This is a genomic window from Streptomyces sp. Ag109_O5-10 (assembly GCF_900105755.1).
Classification (GTDB): Bacteria; Actinomycetota; Actinomycetes; order Streptomycetales; family Streptomycetaceae; genus Streptomyces.
In genome coordinates this window covers 3,600,942-3,622,518 of the sequence record NZ_FNTQ01000001.1, presented here as the reverse complement: position 1 = coordinate 3,622,518, position 21,577 = coordinate 3,600,942, and the positions used below count along the sequence as shown (strand labels likewise).

The following is a 21,577-nucleotide window of genomic DNA, read 5'->3' as shown; positions in this document are numbered from 1 at the left end:
TTGCCGACCCGTCGACACACACGAATGGTCCCGGCGCCGGGCGCCGGGACCATTCACTGCTGCTGTTGCGGGCCTCAGAAGGCGCTGTTGTTGCAGCCCATCGTCGAACCGAGGTTGGTGGCCTGGGCGCCCGGGTTGCCCTCACCGTTCAGGGCGCTGCCCAGCAGGCCGTTGAGCAGACCGACCTCGCCGAGGACGTCGAGGTTCAGGTCGTGCGACTTGCAGTGCGAGCTCTGGGTGATGTTGAACTTGTCGCCGTGCCCGTGGCCCTCGCCGCCGCCGGCGTAAGCCGTGCCGCTGACCAGGCCGATGCTGCTGAGGGCGGCGACCAGGACGGCGGCGTTGCGAAGCTTGCGCATGTCATCTCCGTGGAGTGGGGGGTTGCGATCTGCGGAAGATCGACTTTTTACAATTACGGGAGATTAGTACCTAATACGGCAAATCTGGCAACGACGCGCTGTTCTCCGCGATACGCGACAGAAACACCCGAAGAGTCGAACGGCCGTCAGCCCTGGTACTGGGCGTTGGCGAGGGCGTTCGACTGGCTGTTGGCCTGGGTGCAGTCGACGCCCCGCGTCTGGGAGGCGGCGAGCAGGGCGACCGGGACGTTCGCGTCGAGCAGGGACTGCGGGCTGCACTCCTGGTACGGACGGAACAGGTTGTTCTGCTCCACCGGTCCGCCCTGCACCTGTTGCGGGGCCTGCGGCGAGATCTGGGGGCTGATCTGCGGGTTCAGCTGGGGGTTGAGCTGCGGGGCGACCTCGGTGCCGCGCTGCGGGGCCTGTTGCGGGGCCGGCGTGCCGTACGTCTGCGCGGTCGCCTGGGCGGAGGTGGCCGCGGCGGCCTGGGCGTCCGGCTGCGACAGGGGAGTCGGACCCGTCCCGTAGGAGACGGGGGCGGCGGAGCTGGGGCCGGCGCCGACAGCGGTCAGACCGCCGGCTGCTGCGACGATGAGCGCGACTTGCCGAAACTTGCGCATGGAATCCTCGGCTCTTCATGTGATCTGTGCACGGAACCTGATGAAATGACTGATGAGGCAGCGCGGTTATCGCTTTGTCGCCGCACCGGGCGGCTGAGATGCCCCTTCGCCCTCACCCCGTGGGCAACGAGAGGCATGCGGACCCGGATACGGGCGCGGTGCCGCGTCACCCGTTTGCCGAAAGGCATATGAGCGGCAACGCCCGTACCGGTGACGGCAATTGGGTGACACGATCCCGAATTGCCGTGACCACGGCCCGCCATTCCTCGTTCCGGTGGGGAGAGGGCAGCGGTCGAGGACCTGAAGAGAACGAGGCGAATCACCGCCGGCTCCGATGCGAAGTTCGCGTGCTGTTCGGGAGCACCGCTGCTGAAAGTGCAGTGTCATTACCGCACCGTCCGCACGCGCGACCGCACCGAACGCAATGAACTTTCTCATCTCCAGGTATCGAAGGGCCGAGGGTTTCATGCGCAAGCTTCACAAGGCCGCGCTCGTTCTGGCGGCGGCCGGCGGACTGTCCGCCATCGGCGCCGGCGTCAGCTATGCCGACGCTCCCGTCGGATACGGCGGTCCGGTTCCGGCGCCGGCTCCGGACCAGCCGTATCCCCAGGCCCCGCCCCCGGCACCCGCTCCGCCGCAGGCCCCCTACGCAGCCGGCCAGACCCAGGGCTCGGCCCAGGCCACCGTCCCCGCCTACCCGCAGCAGCAGGCCGCGCCGCCGCCGCAGTACCAGCAGCAGGCGCCGCCGCCCCAGCAGTACCCGCAGCAGCAGACCGGTTACGCCGCCGCCTCGGCCTCGTCGCAGGGCTCGGCCCAGGCCACCGCCGCCCCCGCGTACCCGCAGCAGCAGTACGCCCCGGCGCCGCAGTACCAGCAGGCCCCGCCGCCCCAGCAGTACGCCCAGCCGCAGGCCGCCCCCGCCTACCCGCAGCAGCAGTACGCGCCGGCGCCGCAGTACGTCCAGCCCCAGCCGCAGGCCGCCCCGCCGCAGGTCGTACCGCAGGTCATGCCCCAGGTCATGCCGCAGGTCGCCCCGCAGTTGGCCGTTCCCCAGGGCTACGCCCCGGAGGGCCCGACGCGCGTCACCCCGCAGGTGAACCCCCAGGTGAACCCGCAGGTGAACCCGCTCATCAACCCCGTGCTCGGAGCGCCGGGCGTGCCCGGGCTCGCACCGGTCGGACTCGGCCAGGTCGCGGCGCCCCCCGTCGGCCAGCTGGGGCTTCCGCGCCTGGGCTGACGCCCTCCCGCCACCTTCCGCCACTTTTCAACGACCCGTAGCGGATCCCCGTCCGCTCGACCAACGGAGAACCCATGCGCACGTTCCACAAGGCGGTCCTCGTGGGCGCCGCCGTCCTCGGCAGCGTCTGCTCGTTCGGCGGCGGCACCGCCTCCGCACACGGCGAGCCCGGCCACGACATCGACGTCACCCAGGGCACCGAGTGCCGTTCCCACGACATGAACATCGAGGTGCTCGGCAACATCAGCGCCCTCACCGGCCTGGCAGGCAACCTGCTGAACGGCGAGGGGAACCCGGGCGCGCAGCAGAGCCACCTCGGCTCGGACATGGGCTGCAACAACCAGGCGCTCTGACCTGGTAGTCCGTCTCTCTGTCTCTCTTCATCTCTCTTCAATGATCCCCCCAACATTTCGCCGAGTCCGGGTGACTGCCCGCGACGCGTCTGGAAGGGCAGGTACCCCATGAAACGGGTTACCCGGAACAGTGTGATCGCCATGGCCGTCGCCTCTGGCGCGATGGCGGTAGCGGGGACGGCGCACGCCGACTCCGCCGCGGAGGGCACCGCGAGCAACTCGCCCGGAGTGGCGTCCGGCAACGCCATCCAGTTGCCGGTGGACATCCCGGTGAACGTGTGCGGGAACACCGTGGACGTGGTCGGGCTGCTCAACCCCGCGATGGGCAACAAGTGCTCCAACGAGGGGCCCAAGGCACCGGGCAAGGCGGGCTCCGGCACGTCGGGTCACGCCAAGGCCGACGGAACCGCCCACGACTCGCCGGGAGTTCTCTCCGGCGACCTCGTCCAGATCCCGGTCCACGTGCCCGTGAACGTCAGCGGCAACAGCGCGAACCTGGTGGGCCTCCTCAACCCCGTCTTCGGCAACGAGTCGAGCAACGGCTCGGACGAGCCCGACGCGCCTGCGCCCTCCACCCCGTCGACGCCGCGGGTGCACCACGAGCCGCAGCACCCGGCCCCGGCCAAGACGCACCCGAGGCGGACCACCGTCGTGCAGCAGCGGACGACCGACACCCTCGCCCACACCGGCGCGGCCAGCCCCTGGGCGCCGGCCGCCGTGAGCCTGGCCTCCCTGGCGGCCGGCGCGGTGCTCTACCGGCGCTTCCGCCCGGGGACGGGCAGCTCGTCGTACGTCTGACCGGAACCGTGCCCCGCAGGGGCGTGTGGCTGTGCTGATGAAGCGGCCGCCGCCGCGTGGGCCAGGTCCGAACGTGACACGGGTGGCCCCGAGTTCGCCGAGTCCGGCGGGCGAGGGGCCGCCGCCGTCCACGCGCGTGCATGTTCAACGGGCCCTCGACGCCGGCGCGCGGCAGAGGGAGTACGGCGGTGGGGGCGTCGATCGGGTGGACGCGGTCGGCGCCCGCCGCCACCACGTACCGCGCGGCCCGCTCGACGGCCTGGTCCGGATCACCGGTGCCGCGGGCGATGGTGTCGGCACGGGCGTTGCGGAACAGCCGGTCTCCGGCGGCGAGACGGGCCTCGGCCGGTCACGCGGTGTGCTCGTGCGGGTCCTTGGGGACGCCCCCGCCGCGAACATCTCCGCCGCCGGGAAGCCGGCTACCGGCCTTGCTCACCCGTGCTGTCCCGGCGTGTAGTGCCCGGGGACCATGCGGGTCGTCACGGCGAACCGGTTCCAGGAGTTGATCACGATGATCGAGGCGATCAGCTGCGTCAGCTGCACCTCGTCGAAGTGCTTGGCGGCCCGCTCGTAGACCTCGTCGGGCACGAAACCGTCGGTGAGCACCGTGACGGCCTCGGTCAGCTCGAGCGCGGCGAGCTCCTGCTCGGTGTAGAAGTGCTTCGACTCCTCCCACGCGCTGAGCTGGACGATGCGCGCGATGCTCTCGCCCGCCGCGAGCGCGTCCTTGGTGTGCATGTCGAGGCAGTACGCGCAGTGGTTGAGCTGCGAGGCGCGGATCTTCACCAGCTCGAACAGCTTGGCGTCCAGACCCTTACGGGCCGCCCCGTCCAGACGGACCATCGCCTTGTAGACCTCGGGCGCGTGCTGGGCCCAGGCGAGGCGAGGGGTGTGCTCGGGGGCGTACTCGGCGTTTTCCTGATCGCTCATGGTGACGACGCTACGTGCCAGGCAGCCCAGGGGTATGGTCCATTTCCATGGAGAACCCATGGGCCACTTCACCACCCCGGCCCGTCTCGCCCGCCCGGCCCACGCGGGCCGCCCTGGGCATCGACCTCCACCTGGAGCCGGCCGCCGGTCCGGGCCTGCGCCGGGGCCTGACCGACGCGCTGCGCGAGGCCGTGCGCAGCGGCCGGTTGCTCCCCGGCACCCGGCTGCCCTCCTCCCGCACCCTCGCCGCCGACCTGGCCATCGCCCGCAACACCGTCGCCGACGCCTATGCCGACCTGGTCGCCGAGGGCTGGCTCACCGCCCGGCAGGGCTCCGGCACCCGGGTCTCGACGGGCGTGGCGCCGGCCCGGGAGGCGCAACCCCCCACGGGAACGGCCGCCCACCGGCCCGCCTACGACCTGCGCGCCGGCTTTCCCGACGTCTCCGCCTTCCCGCGCGCCGAGTGGCTGAAGGCCGCCCGCCGCGCCCTCACCGCCGCGCCCAACGAGGCCTTCGGCTACGGCGACCCCCGCGGCCGCCCCGAACTGCGCACCGCGCTCGCCGCCTACCTCGCCCGAGCCCGGGGCGTGCGCGCCGACCCCGAGCGGATCGTGATCTGCGCCGGGTTCTCGCACGGCCTGAGCCTGCTCGGCGGCATGCTGCGGGCCCGCGGGGCGGACACGGTCGCCGTGGAGTCGTACGGCCTCGACGAGCACTGGCAGCTGCTCACGGCGGCCGGTCTCCGTCAGGTCCCGCTGCCCTTCGACGAACTCGGCACGGACACCACGGAGCTGGCCAGGGGCCCGGCCGCGGTTCTGCTGACCCCCTCGCACCAGTTCCCGATGGGCGTGCCGCTGCACCACGACCGGCGGGCGGCCGTCGTGGACTGGGCGCGGCGCACCGGCGGTCTGGTCCTGGAGGACGACTACGACGGCGAGTTCCGCTACGACCGCCGGCCCGTCGGCGCCCTCCAGGGCCTCGCCCCCGACGAGGTGGTCTACCTGGGCACCGCCAGCAAGTCCCTGGCGCCCGGGCTGCGGCTGGCCTGGATGGTGCTGCCCCCGGCGGTGGCCGGGACGGTGACGGCGGTCAAGGGCGGCGTGGACACCTGCAGCGCGCCGGAGCAGCTGACCCTGGCCGAGTTCATCACCTCCGGCGCCTACGACCGGCACGTGCGCGCCGCCCGCTCCCGCTACCGGCGGCGCCGCGACGCCCTGGTCAGGGCCCTCGCCGAGCACGCCCCGGCGATCCGGGTCACCGGCATCGCGGCGGGCCTGCACGCCGTGCTGCGGCTGCCGCCCGGCACCCGGGACCGGGTGATCCGGGCCGCCGCGGACCGTGGCCTCGCCGTCGAGAGCCTCACCCCGCGCCACCGCCACCCGGACGCGGCCGTCGCACCCCCCGACGCCCTCGTCCTCGGCTACGGCACCCCGCCCGACCACGCCTGGTCGGGCGCGCTGGACACCCTGTGCACGGTGCTGTCCGACCCGGCTGTGACCGGCGCCGCCTGAATTCCCCCGGACCCGGACGGGAACGTGGTGCCCGGCCCGGCATAACGACATTGCGGCCGCGGGCGGGTGGGGGCCGGTCGCGCAGTTCCTCGCGCCCCTGAAGGGGCTCCGTCGGCGTTGGTGCCTTTGGGGCGATCCGCCCGAGCCGCCTGGGGTGTCGTGCTCCCACCAGAGGACGCTGGTGGCGGCCGCCTCCGGCCGGGCGTTCCGGTCGCCCGTGTAACCTGTCTGGTGCGTCGATTCGGTTAGGAGGGATGGCGGTGGCCGACCGGGAACAGCAGGAGACGCTGCTGCTGGAGCTCCTCAACAGCACGCCGGTCGTCAACGGGGTCGCCCAGGACCTGCTGGCGGACCCGGGGGCGGCACGGTCCTGGCAGCGGGCGCACGGCGGCAGCGGGACCGCGGCCGAGCTCCGCGACCTAGTGGCGGCTCGTGACGTCCTCCAGGCGGTGGTGCGCGGCAATCTGCCCGCCACCTCGCTGGCCCCGCTCCTGGACGGCGTCACCTCCCGCCCCCAGCTCTCGCCGGCGGGCGTGTCGTGGCAGCTGGACGCCCCCGAGGAACGGCGGATGGCCGCGGAGGCGGTCATGGCGTGGAGCGGCGTGCAGCAGTCGCTCCCGGGCCGGCTGCGGCCGTGCGCCAACCCGGAGTGCCGGCTGTTCCTCATCGACCGCAGCAGGACCAACGGGGCCCGCTGGTGTTCGATGGCGGTGTGCGGCAACCGGATGAAGGCGCGACGCCACTACCAGCGCACCCGCGACGCCGTGCCGGACTGACGGCGGCCGCCCGCGGGCGGAGGACCGGGGACGGCGGGCTCATCCCTCCTCGGCCGTGGCCGGCGCCTCCCCGAACCGGCCCAGGGCCAGCGCCCCCGCCACGGCCACCGCGAAACCGAGCACCGCGAGCCAGGCCAGCCCCTCCCGGGTGCGGTCCCCGAGCCATACGACGCCCACCGTCGCCGGGCCGATCGTCTCCCCGATGACCATGCCGGCCGTCGCCGTGGTCACCGAGCCGCGCTGCAGCGCCGAGGTGAGCAGCATGAAGGCGCCGCCGCCCCCGACCAGCAGCGCATAGGCCGCGGGGTTGGTGAACAACCCGGCCGGCCGCAGGGTGTCGATGAGCCGCACCGACACCTCCACCACGCCGAACCCGAACCCCGCCCCGAGGCCGAGGACCAGCGCACGCCCCCGTCCGGTCAGCCGCCCGCCGGCCAGGCCGAGCAGCAGTACCCCCACCGCGGTCCCGAGCATCACCCACTTCAACGTCGTGGACCCGGCCCGGTCGCCCTCCGGGCCCGACGCCAGCCCCAGCATCGCGAGCCCGGCGCACACCACCCCCACCGCGGCCCACTCCACCCCGCTCAGCCGCACCCGCAGCAGCCGCGCCGCGACCACCGCGGTCACCGCGAGCGACGAGGCCAGGGCCGCGCTCACCGCGTAGATGGGGAGCGCCCGCAGCGCCAGGATCTGGAACACGAAGCCGAGCCCGTCCAGCCCCAGCCCGACGACGTACCGCCACTGCCGCACCGCCCGCAGCAGCAGCGCGGCCTCCCCGCCGGCGCCGTCACCGGCCGCCCGCGCGGCCACCGCCTGCAGGACCGTCGCCGTACCGAAGCAGATCGCCGCCGCCAGGGCGCACACCATTCCGAAGAGCACAGAGGGACTGTAGGGGAGGGGCCCGCGGTGATCGGGAGGAAAGGTAAGAAGGAGCGGGTCCGGGGCGGCCCCGGAACCGCTCCCCGGGCGCCGTCCCCGGACGTCAGCTCGCGCCGGTGAGCCAGGCGGTGGCGTTGAGGGCGAGGGCGGCGTTGGTGGCGCCGCTGTCGTTCCAGCCGTCGTACAGCTTGTTGCCGGACTGGCCGGTGCCGTCGTCGATGGGCGAGCTGTCGCCCCAGAAGGCGACCCGGCCGCTGCCGAAGGTGCTGGTGGCGAAGAAGGCGCCGGTGTTGCCGGAGTAACCGCTGCGGTAGACCAGGCCCTTGACGGCGGAGTTGTCGGAGGGTTTCAGCGTGGCCGTCGTCCCGTCGGCGATCAGGCTCTTGGTGACCGTGCCGAAGCCGCCGTGCAGCACCGCGTTGCCGCTGTCGCTGATCGCGGCCGGGTAGCCGGAACTGATGTCGAGCGAGTCGATGGAGAAGCCGAACGGGTCGGTCGAGTCCACGCTGTTGTTCGTCATCAGGTCGTTGAGGATCTCGACCGCGTCGTAGCCGTCGTTGTTGCGGTCGGCCCCGGTGTGGTCCGAGATCATGAAGAGACCGCCGCCGTTCTTCACGAAGTTCATGATCGCCGTCTTCTCGGCGGTCGTGAACAGCGTGTTCGGCTCGGGGAGCACCAGCGCGTCGAACTTCGACAGGTCGGTCGTCGACGAACCCCCGTACGTGAGCGCGCTGGTCGCGGTCTTCAGGCTGTAACTGCCGGTCTTCTGCAGGGCCACGCCCCACGAGGAGAGCGCGCCGGTCCAGTCCTTGTCCGAGGACGGGGAGGAGTTCTGGGCGAGCGGGTCGGGCTTGCTGGTGGAGATGATCCAGTCCGCGTTGCCGGCCTCCTCGGCGTGGCCGTCGTCGAACAGGACGCGGTAGGTGGTGGCCGCGTGGGCGGGGGTCGCGGCGCCGGTGGCCTGGACGGCGGCACCGGCGGCGAGCAGGCCGAGCACGGTCAGAGCCGTGGTGAGTGTGCGGCGCGGTACGGCGAAGCCGGGCATCTGTCATTCCTCCATCGGTGGGGGGCGAGAGGGATGGCGGTGCGGGTGGTGCGTCACGAATCGTTCTGCGCGCGTAGAATCCGAAGTTGATCGTTCACCTACGGGCAGCAGGACGCTACCGGCAGGACGTGGCGCGCCGGCCGGAGCCCGGCGACTTCACATGCTTTTCTTACCTGTGCATGACAATCGAGCCACCGCCCCGCGGTGGCTCGAAACCGCTCGTCTAAGCTTTCGCCCGGCATCGCATCGCACGGGGGGAGAACGAACATGGCGGACGCACGCCGGCAGCTGCGCTCGGGCACGGTCGTCCTCGGCGGCATGGGCCTGCTGGCCGCCGCCCTGACCTCCTGCTCCGCCGACCCCGACAAGCGCTGCGTCGACCGCGACAGCTACACCGCGGCCAAGGGCTACCAGGTCGTCTCCGACAAGAACTGCACCTCGGCCAGGTCCACCGTCGACGCGGGCTACTACTACGGCGGCACGAAGAAGAGCGGCTGGGTCAGCGGCGGCTCCTTCACCAAGCCGCGCAGCGGCTCGGGCGGCTCCTCCGGCGGTGGCCACAGCGTCAAGCGGGGCGGCTTCGGCGGCGAGCACGGCAGCTCCGGCGGCTGACCGCGCCGTGGAACGCCGTGCGACCGAACCCCGCCCCGGCTGGCAGCGGACCGTCGAGGAACAGGGCCTGATCTACCCGCTCACCCGCCACCCCGACGGCGCCCTGCGCCCGTACTGGGACGAGAGCGCCTACTACGTCTTCACCCTCGACGAGGTGGAGGCGCTGGAGGAGACCGTCGAGGAACTGCACGCCATGTGCCTGGCGGCAGCGGACCAGATGGTCAAGGAGAATCGTTTCGCCGACCTGGGCATCACCGACCCGCAGGTCGCGGCGGCCGTCACCGAGTCCTGGCACCGACGCACCGAACTCCCCTCCCTGTACGGCCGCTTCGACCTGCGCTACGACGGAACCGGCCCGGCGAAGCTCCTGGAGTACAACGCCGACACCCCCACCTCCCTGGTGGAGGCCGCGTCGGCGCAGTGGTTCTGGATGGAGGACCGCTTCCCGGGCGCCGACCAGTGGAACAGCCTCCACGAACGCCTCGTCGCCGCCTGGCGGAAACAGGCCCCGCTCCTCCCGCCCGGCGCCCCGCTGCACTTCGCCCACTCGTCCGCCGACGAACTCGGCGAGGACCTGATGACGGTCGCCTACCTCAAGGAGACGGCGGACCAGGCGGGCCTCGCCACCGACTGGATCCCCGTGGAGGAGATCGGCTGGGACAGCCTCTCCGGCCGGTTCGTCGACAACGAGCTCCGGTTCATCCGCAGCTGTTTCAAGCTCTACCCGTGGGAGTGGCTCACCACTGACGCCTTCGCCGCCCACGTCCTCGACACCCTCGACAACGGCGGCGGCACCGGCACCACGATGTGGATCGAGCCCGCCTGGAAGATGCTGCTCAGCAACAAGGCCCTGCTGGCGATCCTCTGGGAGCTGTATCCGGGCCACCCGAACCTCCTCCCGGCCCACCTCGACGGACCGAGGGAGCTGGCGGCCACCCGCGGATACGTCAGCAAACCGCTGCTGGGCCGGGAGGGCGCGGGCGTCCGCGTCCACGCGCCGGGCGCGGAGCCCGTCGTCCGCGACGAGCCCTGCTGCTACCAGGAACTGGCCCCGCTCCCCGCCTTCGACGGCAACCACGTGGTGCTGGGCGCCTGGGTGGTGGGGGAGGAGGCGGCGGGCCTGGGCATACGCGAGTCGTCGGGCCTGGTGACGGACGACTACGCCCGCTTCCTGCCGCACGTGATTCTGCCTGCCTGAGGGGCGCCGGGGGAGGTACTGCGCGACGAGCCACGACGGGGCGGCACCCGCCATCAGGCCTTCGGCGGCACCCCCTCACGCACTCAGCACCGCCCACAACTGCTCCACCCCCCACTCCAGATCCTCCTCCGCCACCACCAGCGGCGGAGCCACCCGCACCGTCACCCCGTGGGTCTCCTTCACCAGCACCCCCCGCTCCATCAGCCGCTCCGCCACCGCCCGTCCCGAGCCCGCCTCCGGATCCACGTCCACCCCCGCCCACAGCCCCCGCCCCCGCACCGCCGTCACCCGTCCGCTGCCGGTCATCTCCGCCAGCCGCCGGTGCAGCAGGTCCCCCAGTTCGGCCGCCCGCTCCTGGAACTCCCCGGTCCGCAGCATCGCGATCACCTCCAGAGCCACCGCGCAGGCCAGCGGGTTGCCGCCGAAGGTGGAGCCGTGCTCGCCGGGCCGGAACACCCCGAGCACCTCGGCGTTCGCCACCACCGCGGACACCGGCAGCACCCCGCCGCCCAGCGCCTTCCCGAGGACGTACACGTCCGGTACGACCCCCTCGTGCTCGCACGCGAACGTCCGCCCGGTCCGCCCCAGCCCGGACTGGATCTCGTCCGCGACGAACAGCACGTCCCGCTCCCGGGTCAGCTCCCGCACCCCGGCCAGGTAGCCCTCCGGCGGCACGATCACCCCCGACTCGCCCTGGACCGGCTCCAGCAGCACCGCGACCGTGTTCTCGGTCACCGCGGCCCGCATCGCGGTCAGGTCGCCGTACGGCACGATCTCGAAACCCGGGGTGTACGGCCCGTAGTCCGCCCGTGCCTGCGGATCCGTGGAGAAGCTGATCACGGTCGTCGTACGGCCGTGGAAGTTGCCCCCCGCCACCACGACCTTCGCCCTCTCCGCCGGCACGCCCTTGACCCGGTACCCCCACTTCCGGGCGGTCTTCACCGCCGTCTCCACGGCCTCCACGCCGGTGTTCATCGGCAGCACCATCTCCATCCCGCACAGCTCGGCCAGCTCCGTGCAGAACGCGGCGAACCGGTCGTGGTGGAACGCCCGCGACGTCAGCGTCACCCGCTCCAGCTGCGCCTTCGCCGCCGCGACCAGGCGCGGGTGGCCGTGCCCGAAGTTCAGCGCCGAGTAGCCGGCCAGGAAGTCCAGGTACCGGCGCCCCTCGACATCCGTCATCCAGGCGCCGTCGGCCGTCGCGATCACCACCGGAAGCGGGTCGTAGGTGTGCGCGCTGTGCGCGTCGGCGGTGGCGACAAGGGCTTCCGTAGCGGTCACGGCGACTCCAGAGGGCGCGGCGGGATCGCCCCCCTTCCTACCCTCTGCCCCTGCCCGACTGGTGGACGTCACGGCCCCCGGGCCCGGCGTGCCCGGTAATGTGATCCGCGGGCCGTGACTGGCGCGCTGGGATGGGACCGACCATCGGGGAGCGGCCCGCGTCGTGAGCGAGTGCCGTGCGCCTGGGCCGAACCGTGAATGCCGAACGCCATGTCCGGAGGTCCCGAATGTCAGACAAGTCCGCGCCCCTGTCCCCCGAGTCCATCGCCTACCGCGCCGCCCTCGACGTGATCCGCGCGGTCGAGCCGCGGGTCGCCGACGCCATCGGCCAGGAGGTCCACGACCAGCGCGAGATGCTCAAGCTGATCGCCTCGGAGAACTACGCCTCCCCGGCGACCCTGCTCGCGATGGGCAACTGGTTCAGCGACAAGTACGCCGAGGGCACGGCCGGCCGCCGCTTCTACGCCGGCTGCCGCAACGTCGACACCGTCGAGGCGCTCGCCGCCGAGCACGCCCGCGAGCTGTTCGGCGCCCGGCACGCCTACGTCCAGCCGCACTCCGGCATCGACGCCAACCTGGTCGCCTTCTGGGCCGTCCTCGCCGACCGCGTCGAGGTCCCCTTCCTCCAGAAGGCCGGCGCCCGCCAGGTCAACGACCTCTCCGAGGCCGACTGGGCCGAGCTGCGCCACGCCTTCGGCAACCAGCGGATGCTCGGCATGTCCCTGGACGCCGGCGGCCACCTCACCCACGGCTTCCGCCCCAACATCTCCGGCAAGATGTTCGACCAGCGCTCCTACGGCACCGACCCGGCCACCGGCCTGATCGACTACGACGCGCTGCGCGCCCAGGCCCGCGACTTCAAGCCGCTGATCATCGTCGCCGGCTACTCGGCGTACCCCCGGCTGGTGAACTTCCGGATCATGCGGGAGATCGCCGACGAGGTCGGCGCCACGCTGATGGTCGACATGGCCCACTTCGCCGGTCTGGTCGCCGGCAAGGTCCTGACCGGCGACTTCGACCCGGTCCCGCACGCCCAGATCGTCACCACCACCACCCACAAGTCGCTGCGCGGCCCGCGCGGCGGCATGGTCCTGTGCGACGACTCCCTCAAGGACCAGGTCGACCGCGGCTGCCCGATGGTCCTCGGCGGCCCGCTCCCGCACGTCATGGCCGCCAAGGCGGTCGCCCTCGCCGAGGCCCGGCAGCCCGCCTTCCAGGACTACGCCCAGCGGATCGTCGACAACTCGCGCGCGCTGGCCGAGGGCCTGACGCGCCGCGGCGCCACCCTGGTCACCGGCGGCACCGACAACCACCTCAACCTGATCGACGTCGAGACGTCGTACGGCCTCACCGGCCGCCAGGCCGAGTCCGCCCTCCTCGACTCCGGCATCGTCACCAACCGCAACGCGATCCCCGCCGACCCGAACGGCGCCTGGTACACCTCCGGCATCCGCGTCGGCACCCCCGCCCTCACCACCCGCGGCCTCGGTACGGCGGAGATGGACGAGGTCGCGGGCCTGATCGACCGCGTCCTGACCGCGACCGAGCCGGGCACGACGAAGTCGGGAGCGCCGAGCAAGGCATCGCACGTCCTGGACGAGAAGGTCTCCACGGAGATCGCCCAGCGCGCGACGGACCTGGTCGCGGGCTTCCCGCTGTACCCGGAGATCGACCTCGGCTGATCGACGCCGTAGGGGGCGGCGCCCCGTGAAGGGCGCGGGGAACTGCGCGAGCGACGACACGCGACCCGCGGTCCCCCGCGCCCCGAAACCACCCCTCACCCGAGGGGCCGTTCCCACCCTCACCCTCTGAGAGAATGGTGAACATGGCCTCTGATCGACCCCGCGTGCTCTCCGGCATCCAGCCCACCGCCGGCTCGTTCCACCTGGGCAACTACCTCGGCGCCGTCCGCCAGTGGGTAGCCCTCCAGGAGACCCACGACGCCTTCTACATGGTCGTCGACCTGCACGCGATCACGGTCCCGCAGGATCCGGCCGACCTGCGCGCCAACACCCGGCTCGCCACCGCCCAGCTGCTCGCGGCCGGTCTCGACCCGGACCGCTGCACCCTCTTCGTGCAGAGCCACGTCCCGGAGCACGCCCAGCTCGCCTGGGTCATGAACTGCCTCACCGGCTTCGGCGAGGCCAGCCGGATGACCCAGTTCAAGGACAAGGCCGCCAAGCAGGGCACCGACCGCGCGAGCGTCGGCCTGTTCACGTACCCCATCCTCCAGGTCGCGGACATCCTGCTCTACCAGGCCAACGAGGTCCCGGTCGGCGAGGACCAGCGCCAGCACGTCGAGCTCACCCGCGACCTCGCCGAGCGCTTCAACGGCCGGTTCGGCGAGACCTTCACCATCCCGAAGCCGTACATCCTCAAGGAGACGGCGAAGATCTACGACCTCCAGGACCCGGCGATCAAGATGAGCAAGTCGGCGTCCACGCCGAAGGGCCTCATCAACCTGCTGGACGACCCGAAGGCGACCGCGAAGAAGGTCAAGAGCGCGGTCACCGACACGGACACCGTGATCCGCTACGACGCCGAGCACAAGCCGGGCGTCTCCAACCTGCTCACCATCCACTCCACGCTCACCGGCAAGTCGATCGCCGATCTCGAGCAGGAGTACGAGGGCAAGATGTACGGCGCGCTCAAGACGGACCTCGCCGAGATCATGGTCGACTTCGTCACCCCGTTCCGGGAGCGCACCCAGCAGTACCTGGACGACTCGGAGACCCTCGACTCGATCCTCGCCAAGGGTGCCGAGAAGGCGCGTGCCGTCGCGGCCGAGACCCTGGCCCAGGCCTACGACAGGGTCGGCTTCCTGCCCGCCAAGCACTGAGCGGGGCGAAGCGCTGCACATCACTTCGGTCACGGCTGCCCGGGAGGCGGCCGTGGCCGTACAGTCGATAGCCGGACGCCCGGGTACGAACCCGACATGTGTCCGCCCATCACGACCGACGGGAGATGACGTGGGGACCGTAACGATCGGCGTGTCGATCGCGGTCCCGGAGCCTCACGGCAGCCTGCTCCAGGAGCGGCGCGCGGGCTTCGGCGACGCCGCGGCCCACGGCATCCCCACGCACGTGACCCTGCTGCCGCCGACCGAGGTCGACGAAGAGAAGCTGGCCGAGGTTCAGGCACACCTCGGCGAGGTCGCCGAGGCGGGGCGGCCCTTCCCGATGCGGCTCTGCGGTACGGGTACGTTCCGGCCTCTGTCGCCGGTGGTCTACGTCCGGGTCGCCCAGGGGGCCGAGGAATGTGCCTGGCTCCAGGCGCGGGTGCGCGACGAGGCGGGGCCGCTCGCCAGGGACCTGCAGTTCCCGTATCACCCTCATGTGACCGTCGCTCACGGGATCGACGAGGCCGCCATGGACCGGGCGTTCGCCGACCTGGCCGGTTACGAGGCCGAGTGGCCCTGTACCGGGTTCGCGCTGTACGAGCAGGGTGCGGACGGGGTGTGGCGGAAGCTGCGTGACTACGTGTTCGGGGGCGCTGTCGTGCCGCCTCAGGTGGGGCACGTGGAGCGGGGATCCATCGCCAGTCGGTAGCCCGTGGGCCGGTGGGGGCCGGTCGCGCGGCTCCGCGCGCCCCTGACGGGGCGCTTCAGATCGGCAGCCTCCTGAAGACCGACCGCGGGGCGTGCCGCAGCGCCGACATCACCACCCTCAGCGCCCCCGGTACCCACACCACCTCCGAGCGCCTGCGCAGGCCCAGTTCGATCGCCGTCGCCACCGCCTCCGGGGTGGTGGCGAGCGGGGCTTCCGCCAGGCCTCTGGTCATCTTCGTCCGGACGAAACCCGGCCGTACGACCATCACGTGCACGCCCGTCCCGTGCAGCGCGTCGCCCAGGCCCTGCGTGAAGGCGTCCAGGCCCGCCTTGCTGGAGCCGTAGATGAAGTTGGCGCGGCGGGCGCGTTCGCCGGCGACGGAGGAGAGGACGACCAGGGAGCCGTGGCCCTGGGTCTGCAGGGCCCGTGCGGCGACCAGGCCCGCCGAGACGGCACCCGTGTAGTTGGTCTGGGCGACGCGTACGGCGTTCACCGGTTCGCGTTCGTCGGTGGCCTGGTCGCCGAGGATGCCGAAGGCGAGCAGGACCAGGTCGATGTCGCCGTTGGCGAAGACCTTGCCGAGGGCCGTCTCGTGCGACTCGGGGTCGAGCGCGTCGAAGGGGACGGTGTGGACGTCGGGGCCGAGGGCGCGCAGCTGCTCGGCGGCCTGTTCGAGGCCGGGGGAGGGGCGGCCGGCCAGCCACACCGTGCGGGTGCGGCGGGCGATCAGCCGGCGCGCGGTGGCCAGCGCGATCTCCGACGTACCACCGAGGACGAGCAGGGACTGGGGCATTCCGAAGGCGTCCTTCACGGCAACTCCTTGGGCTGGAGGAGGACTAGAGACCGAGACGGCGGGACAGGTCGGAGACGAGGATTCCGCGCGGGTCCAGCTCCGCGCGCAGGGCGCGGAAGTCGGCGAGCCGCGGGTACATCGCGGCGAGCAGGTCGGGACGGAGCCGGGCGTCCTTGGCGAGGTAGACGCGGCCGCCGGCGCCCGCGACCTCCTCGTCGAGTTCGTCGAGGAAGGTGCCGAGGCCGGGCAGCCCGGCGGGGATGTCGAGGGCGAGGGTCCAGCCGGGCACGGGGAAGGAGAGCCAACCGGGGTCGGCCTCGCCGAAGCGCTTGAGGACGGCCAGGAAGGACGGGCAGCGGCGCTCGGAGATCCGGGCCACGATCCGGTGCAGGGCGGCCTCCTGGCCGTGTCCGACGGCGAACTGGTACTGGACGAAGCCGGCCCGGCCGTAGACGCGGTTCCAGTGCGGGACGCCGTCCAGGGGGTGGAAGAACGCGGAGATGCGCTGGAGCTGGCCGATCCGGGCGCGGGGCGCCTTGCGGTACCAGAGCTCGTTGAAGAGGCCGACGCTGGTGCGGCCGAGGAGGCCGCCGGGGAGGAAGGCCGGGGCGGGTGGCAGCTCGCGGGGGCGGAAGGCCAGCGGGGCACGCCCGGCACGGCGGTTCCCGGCGAGCGCCTCCCGGGGCGCGTGGTCGCCGCGGGTGAGCACCGCGCGCCCGGTCGCCGCCCCGCGCGCCAGCAGGTCGATCCAGGCGACCGAGTAGCGGTAGCGGTGGTCGGTCCCGGTCAGACGGGCCATCAGGTCGTCGAGGTCGGTGGCGCGTTCGGTGTCGACGGACATGTACGACGTCTCGACGGGGAGGAGGCGGACGGTCGCCGTGAGGATCACTCCGGTCAGACCCATGCCGCCGGCCGTCGCGTCGAACAGCGGGGTGCCGCGGCTCACCGTGCGGACCTGGCCGTCGGCGGTGAGGAGCTCGAAGGACAGCACGTGCCGGGAGAACGATCCCGAGACATGGTGGTTCTTGCCGTGGATGTCGGCGCCGATCGCGCCGCCCACCGTCACCTGGCGGGTCCCCGGGGTCACCGGGACGAACCAGCCGAGCGGCAGCAGCACCTCCATCAGGCGGTGCAACGAGACCCCGGCGTCGCACAGCACGGTGCCGCCGTCGGCGTCGATGGCGTGGACGCGGTCCAGGCCCGTCATGTCGAGCACGGCACCGCCGGCGTTCTGCGCCGCGTCGCCGTAGGCCCGCCCGAGGCCCCGCGCGATACCGCCGCGCGCCCCGCAGTTCCGGATCGCGTCCGCCGCCTGCTGGTAGGTCCGGGGGCGGATCAGGCGGGCGGCGGTGGGGGCGGTGCGGCCCCAGCCGGTGACGGGGACGGTCTCTCCAGACATACGGTGACCGTAACGCCCGGTATGGGCAATTAGCGCTATTGGCCACGGGAGATCGCCTGACTCCCCGAAACGGGTGATTATCCGAATGTCGCTCAATACGGTCGTAGCTTTGGCGGGGTGAAGGTGAACAGTGAGTCCAATGGACGACATGGACCACCGGATCCTCTCCGCACTGCACGCCTGCGGCGCCGATCCACGCGTCGCGTCGGCCGCGCGCGGTCTCTCCCTCGCCGGTGAGCACGGCGCGCTCTGGCTCGCGGCGGGCCTCGCCGGGGCCGCCGTGGACGGCGCGCGGCGCGGCGCCTGGCTGCGCGGCACGGCGCTCGTCGCGGTCGCGCACCTCGGCAGCATGGGCGTCAAACGGGTCGTACGCCGGGCCCGCCCCGCGCACGTCCGGCCCCGGATGCACACCGCGGGCCGGCACTCCTTCCCCAGCTCGCACGCCACCTCCGCGGCGGCCGCCGCCGTCGCCTTCGGCACGCTCGGGGTCCCCGCCCTGGCGCCGCTCGCGGCCGCCATGTGCCTGTCCCGGCTCGTCGTCGGCGTGCACTTCCCGACCGACGTGGCGGCGGGCGCGGCCCTCGGGGCGCTCACGGCCCGCGCCGGGGCACGCTGGATGAGCGGAGGCGGCCGTGACTGAGACCGCGCACGCCGCCGCGCAGGAGGCCGCCGGCACGGCACCGGCGGAGGGTCGCGCGGAGGGGCTCGCTGAAACGACTCTGCACGGACAGCGCGTCCACCCCTTCCGGGCCCACGCACCGGCACGCGCGCGGGTCACCCCCGGCGGCCTCGTCATGGGCCTGCTGCGGACCACCCGCCCCAAGCAGTGGGTCAAGAACACCCTCGTCGTCGCCGCCCCGGCCGCCGCCGGGCGCCTCTTCTCGGTGCCCGCGCTCGGCCGCCTCGCCCTGACCTTCGCCCTCTTCACGGCCTGCGCCGCCGCCGTCTACCTGATCAACGACGCCCGGGACGCCGAGGCCGACCGCGCCCATCCCGTGAAGTGCCGCCGCCCGGTCGCCGCGGGCCAGGTCCCGGTCCCCGTCGCCTACGCCGCCGGCGGTCTCCTGGCCGTCCTCGCCCCCCTGCTCGCGGCCCGGCTCACCCCGCCCCTGGTCCCGGTCCTGCTGACCGCCTACCTGGGCATGCAACTGGCGTACTGCGTCGCCCTGAAGCACGTCCTGGTCGTCGACCTCGCCGTCGTCACCACCGGCTTCCTGATGCGGGCGATGATCGGCGGGATCGCCCTCGGCATCCCGCTGTCCCGCTGGTTCCTGATCACCACCGGCTTCGGCGCACTCTTCATGGTGGCCGCCAAGCGCTACTCCGAGGCCGTGCAGATGGCCGGAAAAGCGGGCGCCACGCGCGCGCTGCTCACCGAGTACACCACCGGCTACCTTCGCTTCGTCTGGCAGCTGGCCGCCGGAGTCGCCGTCCTCGCCTACTGCCTGTGGGCCCTCGAAGGCCACGACGGGCCCGCCACCGGCCTGCTGCCCTGGCGCCAGCTGTCCATGGTCGCCTTCATCCTGGCGATCCTCCGGTACGCCGTCTTCGCCGACCGCGGCACCGCGGGCGAGCCCGAGGACGTCGTCCTGCGCGACCGCGCCCTCGCCCTGATCGGCCTGGCCTGGCTGGCCATGTACGGCCTCGCGGTGGCCCACTGGTGACCCCGCCCGCGCGCGAGCTGATCGGCTTCGCGACCGTCGGCCTGCTCGCCTACGCCGCCGACCTCGGCCTCTTCAGCCTGCTGCGCGGCCCGGCCGCCCTCGACCCGCTCACCGCCAAGTCCCTGTCCTTCGTGGCGGGCTGCACGGTCGCCTACCTCGGCAACGCCCGCGGCACCTACCGCCACACCCGTGCGACCGGGGCACGGGCCTACGCCGTCTTCGTCGCCGTGAACCTCGCCGGCGCCCTGGTCCAGCTGCTCTGCCTCGCCGTCAGCCACTACGGACTCGGCCTCACCTCGCAACGCGCCGACACCGTCTCCGGCGCGGTCGTCGGCATGGCGCTGGCTACGCTCCTGCGCTTCTGGGGTACCCGCACATTGGTGTTCCGCGGAGGGGGCAGAGTCGGATCATGGACTGGCTGAGAAAACTCCCCGTCGTCGGCCCCCTCGTGGGCTGGCTGATGACGACGCACGCGTGGCGGTCGTACGAGCGGCTCGACCGGGTGAAGTGGTCCCGGCTGGCCGCCGCCATGACCTTCATCAGCTTCGTCTCGCTCTTCCCGCTGCTGACCGTGGGCGCCGCGATCGGCGCCGCCACGCTGAGCGCGTCGCAGCAGCAGGACCTGCAGAAGAAGATCGCCGACCAGGTGCCCGGCATCTCCGACCAGCTGGACATCCACTCCCTGGTGCAGAACGCCGGCACGGTCGGTCTCATCGCCGGTGCCGTCCTGCTGTTCACCGGCATCAACTGGGTCGGGCAGATGCGGGACTGCCTGCGCGCGGTGTGGCAGCTGCCCGACAAGGAAGAGAACCCGATCCTCGCCAAGGCCAAGGACGGCGTCATCCTGATCGGCTTCGGCGGCGCCGTGCTCGTCACGGTCGCCGTCTCCACCATCGCCTCGGCGGCGGTCGGCTGGACGGGCCGCCAGCTCGGCATCGCCGAACACAGCTGGGGCAGCCTGCTCCTGCGCATCGCCGCGTTCCTCGTCGCCGTGGTGGCCGACTTCCTGCTCCTGCTCTACGTCCTCACCCTGCTGCCCGGCGTCGAACCACCGCGCCGCCGCCTGCTGGTCGCGGCCCTGATCGGCGCGGTCGGCTTCGAACTCCTCAAGCTGCTGCTCAGCGGCTACATCCAGGGCATCGCCGGGAAGAGCATGTACGGCGCGTTCGGCGTCCCGGTGGCGCTGCTGCTGTGGATCAACTTCACGGCCAAGATAGTCCTGTACTGCGCCGCCTGGACGGCGGAGGAGACCACCGCCGAGTTCAGGGACGAGTCCGCCGGCGCACCAGATCCGGCAGCGGCCAACGGCGGTTGACCACGAACGCGGCGCCCGCCAGCAGCACCACCACGCCGCCCGCGATCCCCAGCGCCACCCCGACCCCGCCGGAGCCGTTCGCGGAGGCGGCGGCCACCGGCTTCGCGCTCGCGCCGTCGTCCTTGCCCGCGGCGGTGGCCCGCGGCGACGCACTGGAGGTCGCGGCTCCCTTGGGCGGCACCAGCTCGCCCACCGGAGTCACCTTGCCGGCCGCCTGGAAACCCCAGTCGAAGAGCTTGGCGGTCTCCTTGTAGACCTCGTTGTGCTCCTTCTTCTCCGGGTTCATCACGGTGACCAGCAGCACCCGGCCGTTCCGCTCGGCGACCCCGGTGAAGGTGGCGCCCGCGTTGGTGGTGTTGCCGTTCTTCACCCCCGCGATGCCCTGGTACACCGGGACGTCGGTGTCGCCGCTCAGCAGCCGGTTGGTGTTCTGGATCTCGAAGGACCCGCGGACCGGCTTGCCCTTCGCGTTCTTCGTCGTGTCGCCCGGGAAACTGGCCCGCACGGTCGAGCAGTACTCCCGGAAGTCCTTCTTCTGCAGCCCGGAACGCGCGAACAGCGACAGGTCGTACGCCGACGACACCTGCCCCGGCTGGTCGTACCCGTCCGGACTCACCACGTGGGTGTCCAGCGCCTGCAGCTCGTCCGCGTGGTCCTGCATGTCCTTGACGGTCTGCTCGACCCCGCCGTTCATCGCCGACAGCACGTGCACCGCGTCGTTGCCGGAGCGCAGGAACACCCCGAGCCAGAGGTCGTGGACCGTGTAGGTCTGGCCCTCCTTTATCCCGACCATGCTGGAACCGGCGCCGATGCCGGCGAGGTCGGCCGGCACCACCTTGTGCGGGGTCGTCTTCGGGAACCGGGGCAGCACGGTGTCCGCGAACAGCATCTTCAGGGTGCTCGCCGGGGGCAGCCGCCAGTGCGCGTTGTGCGCGGCGAGCACCTCGCCCGACTCTGCGTCGGAGACGATCCAGGACCGCGCCGTGACGTCCTTCGGCAGCACCGGCACCCCGGCGGCCAGGTTCACCTGGGTACCGGGCTGCCCGAGCCGGGCACCGCCCACCGTCGACATGCCCGCCGGGGGAGTCGCCGACGGGGTCGTGGACGGAGTCGGTGCGGCGAGCGCGGCCGGCGCGGTGGACGACAGGGACAGCAGGGCGGCGGAGGCGACCAGCAGCACGCGGCTGGCCTTCGGCTTCGGAGCGGGCACGGACGAGAACGTACCTGCCACGGAGGGCGAAGTCCCGTCACCGACTCCA

22 protein-coding genes, 2 pseudogenes and 1 riboswitch are annotated in these 21,577 nt (G+C 72.4%); of the genes and pseudogenes, 14 read left to right on the top strand and 10 right to left on the bottom strand.

Annotated features, from left to right (window positions below; translation table 11 throughout):
• Positions 1-74: 74 nt before the first annotated feature.
• Entirely contained in the window at positions 75-359 is a 285-nt protein-coding gene (locus BLW82_RS16535) for a hypothetical protein (protein ID WP_093499532.1), read from the bottom strand.
• 146 nt (positions 360-505) lie between these two features.
• The gene (locus BLW82_RS16530) at positions 506-979 is read right to left on the bottom strand and encodes a hypothetical protein (RefSeq protein ID WP_093499531.1); all 474 of its coding nucleotides are present in this window, start codon (positions 977-979) and stop codon (positions 506-508) included.
• A gap of 466 nt (positions 980-1,445) precedes the next feature.
• On the opposite strand from BLW82_RS16530, the gene BLW82_RS16525 reads away from it, so the two are divergent.
• The 3 genes from BLW82_RS16525 to BLW82_RS46060 all read left to right on the top strand — a co-directional run bounded on the left by BLW82_RS16525 (position 1,446) and on the right by BLW82_RS46060 (position 3,367).
• On the top strand, positions 1,446-2,216 hold the full coding sequence (locus BLW82_RS16525) for a hypothetical protein (RefSeq protein WP_093499530.1): 771 nt from the start codon (positions 1,446-1,448) through the stop codon (positions 2,214-2,216).
• A 74-nt stretch (positions 2,217-2,290) separates the two neighbouring features.
• Positions 2,291-2,569 carry a hypothetical protein gene (locus tag BLW82_RS16520; RefSeq protein ID WP_093499529.1) on the top strand — a complete coding sequence of 93 codons (279 nt, stop codon included), beginning with the start codon at positions 2,291-2,293 and terminating at the stop codon, positions 2,567-2,569.
• A gap of 141 nt (positions 2,570-2,710) precedes the next feature.
• Positions 2,711-3,367, top strand: a complete 657-nt coding sequence (locus BLW82_RS46060; RefSeq protein ID WP_305729046.1) for a chaplin — start codon at positions 2,711-2,713, stop codon at positions 3,365-3,367.
• Between the two features lie 60 nt (positions 3,368-3,427).
• Here BLW82_RS46060 and BLW82_RS45470 read toward each other — a convergent pair.
• Together BLW82_RS45470 and BLW82_RS16505 are read right to left on the bottom strand one after the other, a co-directional pair.
• A pseudogene (locus tag BLW82_RS45470) lies at positions 3,428-3,752 on the bottom strand (isocitrate lyase/phosphoenolpyruvate mutase family protein); the annotation flags it as partial.
• Between the two features lie 47 nt (positions 3,753-3,799).
• Complete coding sequence (locus BLW82_RS16505; RefSeq protein WP_093499527.1) at positions 3,800-4,297, bottom strand: carboxymuconolactone decarboxylase family protein; 498 nt, start codon at positions 4,295-4,297, stop codon at positions 3,800-3,802.
• Positions 4,298-4,344: 47 nt separating this feature from the next.
• Here BLW82_RS16505 and BLW82_RS16500 point away from each other — a divergent pair, with 47 nt between their 5' ends.
• A complete protein-coding gene (locus BLW82_RS16500; RefSeq protein ID WP_093499526.1) occupies positions 4,345-5,808 on the top strand; it encodes a MocR-like pyridoxine biosynthesis transcription factor PdxR in 1,464 nt (487 codons plus the stop codon).
• A gap of 254 nt (positions 5,809-6,062) precedes the next feature.
• Positions 6,063-6,584 (top strand): CGNR zinc finger domain-containing protein, encoded by a 522-nt coding sequence (locus BLW82_RS16495; protein WP_093499525.1) that lies wholly within the window; start codon positions 6,063-6,065, stop codon positions 6,582-6,584.
• 39 nt (positions 6,585-6,623) lie between these two features.
• Here BLW82_RS16495 and BLW82_RS16490 read toward each other — a convergent pair whose 3' ends face one another.
• Both BLW82_RS16490 and BLW82_RS16485 read right to left on the bottom strand, forming a co-directional pair.
• Positions 6,624-7,451 carry a DMT family transporter gene (locus BLW82_RS16490; RefSeq protein WP_093499524.1) on the bottom strand — a complete coding sequence of 276 codons (828 nt, stop codon included), beginning with the start codon at positions 7,449-7,451 and terminating at the stop codon, positions 6,624-6,626.
• A gap of 118 nt (positions 7,452-7,569) precedes the next feature.
• Positions 7,570-8,508 (bottom strand): annotated as a pseudogene (locus tag BLW82_RS16485) (hydrolase); the annotation flags it as partial.
• A 267-nt stretch (positions 8,509-8,775) separates the two neighbouring features.
• Here BLW82_RS16485 and BLW82_RS16480 point away from each other — a divergent pair.
• Positions 8,776-9,120 (top strand): hypothetical protein, encoded by a 345-nt coding sequence (locus BLW82_RS16480; RefSeq protein WP_093499522.1) that lies wholly within the window; start codon positions 8,776-8,778, stop codon positions 9,118-9,120.
• A gap of 7 nt (positions 9,121-9,127) precedes the next feature.
• Entirely contained in the window at positions 9,128-10,318 is a 1,191-nt protein-coding gene (locus BLW82_RS16475) for a glutathionylspermidine synthase family protein (RefSeq protein ID WP_093499521.1), read from the top strand.
• A 75-nt stretch (positions 10,319-10,393) separates the two neighbouring features.
• Here BLW82_RS16475 and rocD read toward each other — a convergent pair whose 3' ends face one another.
• On the bottom strand, positions 10,394-11,599 hold the full coding sequence (gene rocD / locus BLW82_RS16470; RefSeq protein WP_093499520.1) for an ornithine--oxo-acid transaminase: 1,206 nt from the start codon (positions 11,597-11,599) through the stop codon (positions 10,394-10,396).
• A gap of 104 nt (positions 11,600-11,703) precedes the next feature.
• A riboswitch (ZMP/ZTP riboswitch) is annotated at positions 11,704-11,794 on the top strand.
• Between the two features lie 32 nt (positions 11,795-11,826).
• Between rocD and BLW82_RS16465 the strand changes: the two genes are divergently transcribed.
• The 3 genes from BLW82_RS16465 to BLW82_RS16455 all read left to right on the top strand — a co-directional run bounded on the left by BLW82_RS16465 (position 11,827) and on the right by BLW82_RS16455 (position 15,147).
• The gene (locus BLW82_RS16465) at positions 11,827-13,281 is read left to right on the top strand and encodes a glycine hydroxymethyltransferase (RefSeq protein ID WP_093499519.1); all 1,455 of its coding nucleotides are present in this window, start codon (positions 11,827-11,829) and stop codon (positions 13,279-13,281) included.
• 143 nt (positions 13,282-13,424) lie between these two features.
• Positions 13,425-14,438, top strand: a complete 1,014-nt coding sequence (gene trpS, locus BLW82_RS16460) for a tryptophan--tRNA ligase (protein ID WP_093508085.1) — start codon at positions 13,425-13,427, stop codon at positions 14,436-14,438.
• A 130-nt stretch (positions 14,439-14,568) separates the two neighbouring features.
• Complete coding sequence (locus tag BLW82_RS16455) at positions 14,569-15,147, top strand: 2'-5' RNA ligase family protein (RefSeq protein WP_093499518.1); 579 nt, start codon at positions 14,569-14,571, stop codon at positions 15,145-15,147.
• Positions 15,148-15,202: 55 nt separating this feature from the next.
• Here the strand turns inward: BLW82_RS16455 and BLW82_RS16450 are convergent, their stop codons facing one another.
• Both BLW82_RS16450 and BLW82_RS16445 read right to left on the bottom strand, forming a co-directional pair.
• Complete coding sequence (locus BLW82_RS16450) at positions 15,203-15,958, bottom strand: decaprenylphospho-beta-D-erythro-pentofuranosid-2-ulose 2-reductase (protein ID WP_093499517.1); 756 nt, start codon at positions 15,956-15,958, stop codon at positions 15,203-15,205.
• A gap of 25 nt (positions 15,959-15,983) precedes the next feature.
• Positions 15,984-17,339, bottom strand: a complete 1,356-nt coding sequence (locus BLW82_RS16445; RefSeq protein ID WP_093499516.1) for a decaprenylphosphoryl-beta-D-ribose oxidase — start codon at positions 17,337-17,339, stop codon at positions 15,984-15,986.
• 139 nt (positions 17,340-17,478) lie between these two features.
• On the opposite strand from BLW82_RS16445, the gene BLW82_RS16440 reads away from it, so the two are divergent.
• The 4 genes from BLW82_RS16440 to BLW82_RS16425 all read left to right on the top strand — a co-directional run bounded on the left by BLW82_RS16440 (position 17,479) and on the right by BLW82_RS16425 (position 20,318).
• A complete protein-coding gene (locus BLW82_RS16440; RefSeq protein ID WP_177232970.1) occupies positions 17,479-17,979 on the top strand; it encodes a phosphatase PAP2 family protein in 501 nt (166 codons plus the stop codon).
• Between the two features lie 154 nt (positions 17,980-18,133).
• Complete coding sequence (locus tag BLW82_RS16435; RefSeq protein ID WP_256216212.1) at positions 18,134-19,003, top strand: decaprenyl-phosphate phosphoribosyltransferase; 870 nt, start codon at positions 18,134-18,136, stop codon at positions 19,001-19,003.
• On the top strand, positions 19,000-19,425 hold the full coding sequence (locus BLW82_RS16430; RefSeq protein ID WP_093499513.1) for a GtrA family protein: 426 nt from the start codon (positions 19,000-19,002) through the stop codon (positions 19,423-19,425). Before BLW82_RS16435 ends, BLW82_RS16430 begins: the two co-directional genes overlap by 4 nt.
• Entirely contained in the window at positions 19,413-20,318 is a 906-nt protein-coding gene (locus tag BLW82_RS16425; RefSeq protein ID WP_093499512.1) for a YihY/virulence factor BrkB family protein, read from the top strand. The genes BLW82_RS16430 and BLW82_RS16425 overlap by 13 nt, the downstream gene beginning before the upstream one ends.
• Here the strand turns inward: BLW82_RS16425 and BLW82_RS16420 are convergent.
• Positions 20,266-21,528 carry a D-alanyl-D-alanine carboxypeptidase family protein gene (locus BLW82_RS16420; protein WP_371131347.1) on the bottom strand — a complete coding sequence of 421 codons (1,263 nt, stop codon included), beginning with the start codon at positions 21,526-21,528 and terminating at the stop codon, positions 20,266-20,268. The two genes, BLW82_RS16425 and BLW82_RS16420, sit on opposite strands and share 53 nt — an antisense overlap.
• Positions 21,529-21,577 lie beyond the last annotated feature (49 nt).

Coding starts and splice junctions, on each gene's coding strand:
- BLW82_RS16535 (WP_093499532.1), bottom strand. CDS start 359: ATGCGCAAGCTTCGCAACGCCGCCGTCCTGGTCGCCGCCCTCAGCAGC.
- BLW82_RS16530 (WP_093499531.1), bottom strand. CDS start 979: ATGCGCAAGTTTCGGCAAGTCGCGCTCATCGTCGCAGCAGCCGGCGGT.
- BLW82_RS16525 (WP_093499530.1), top strand. CDS start 1,446: ATGCGCAAGCTTCACAAGGCCGCGCTCGTTCTGGCGGCGGCCGGCGGA.
- BLW82_RS16520 (WP_093499529.1), top strand. CDS start 2,291: ATGCGCACGTTCCACAAGGCGGTCCTCGTGGGCGCCGCCGTCCTCGGC.
- BLW82_RS46060 (WP_305729046.1), top strand. CDS start 2,711: ATGGCCGTCGCCTCTGGCGCGATGGCGGTAGCGGGGACGGCGCACGCC.
- BLW82_RS16505 (WP_093499527.1), bottom strand. CDS start 4,297: ATGAGCGATCAGGAAAACGCCGAGTACGCCCCCGAGCACACCCCTCGC.
- BLW82_RS16500 (WP_093499526.1), top strand. CDS start 4,345: ATGGAGAACCCATGGGCCACTTCACCACCCCGGCCCGTCTCGCCCGCC.
- BLW82_RS16495 (WP_093499525.1), top strand. CDS start 6,063: ATGGCGGTGGCCGACCGGGAACAGCAGGAGACGCTGCTGCTGGAGCTC.
- BLW82_RS16490 (WP_093499524.1), bottom strand. CDS start 7,451: ATGGTGTGCGCCCTGGCGGCGGCGATCTGCTTCGGTACGGCGACGGTC.
- BLW82_RS16480 (WP_093499522.1), top strand. CDS start 8,776: ATGGCGGACGCACGCCGGCAGCTGCGCTCGGGCACGGTCGTCCTCGGC.
- BLW82_RS16465 (WP_093499519.1), top strand. CDS start 11,827: ATGTCAGACAAGTCCGCGCCCCTGTCCCCCGAGTCCATCGCCTACCGC.
- trpS (WP_093508085.1), top strand. CDS start 13,425: ATGGCCTCTGATCGACCCCGCGTGCTCTCCGGCATCCAGCCCACCGCC.
- BLW82_RS16445 (WP_093499516.1), bottom strand. CDS start 17,339: ATGTCTGGAGAGACCGTCCCCGTCACCGGCTGGGGCCGCACCGCCCCC.
- BLW82_RS16440 (WP_177232970.1), top strand. CDS start 17,479: ATGGACGACATGGACCACCGGATCCTCTCCGCACTGCACGCCTGCGGC.
- BLW82_RS16435 (WP_256216212.1), top strand. CDS start 18,134: ATGGGCCTGCTGCGGACCACCCGCCCCAAGCAGTGGGTCAAGAACACC.
- BLW82_RS16425 (WP_093499512.1), top strand. CDS start 19,413: ATGGACTGGCTGAGAAAACTCCCCGTCGTCGGCCCCCTCGTGGGCTGG.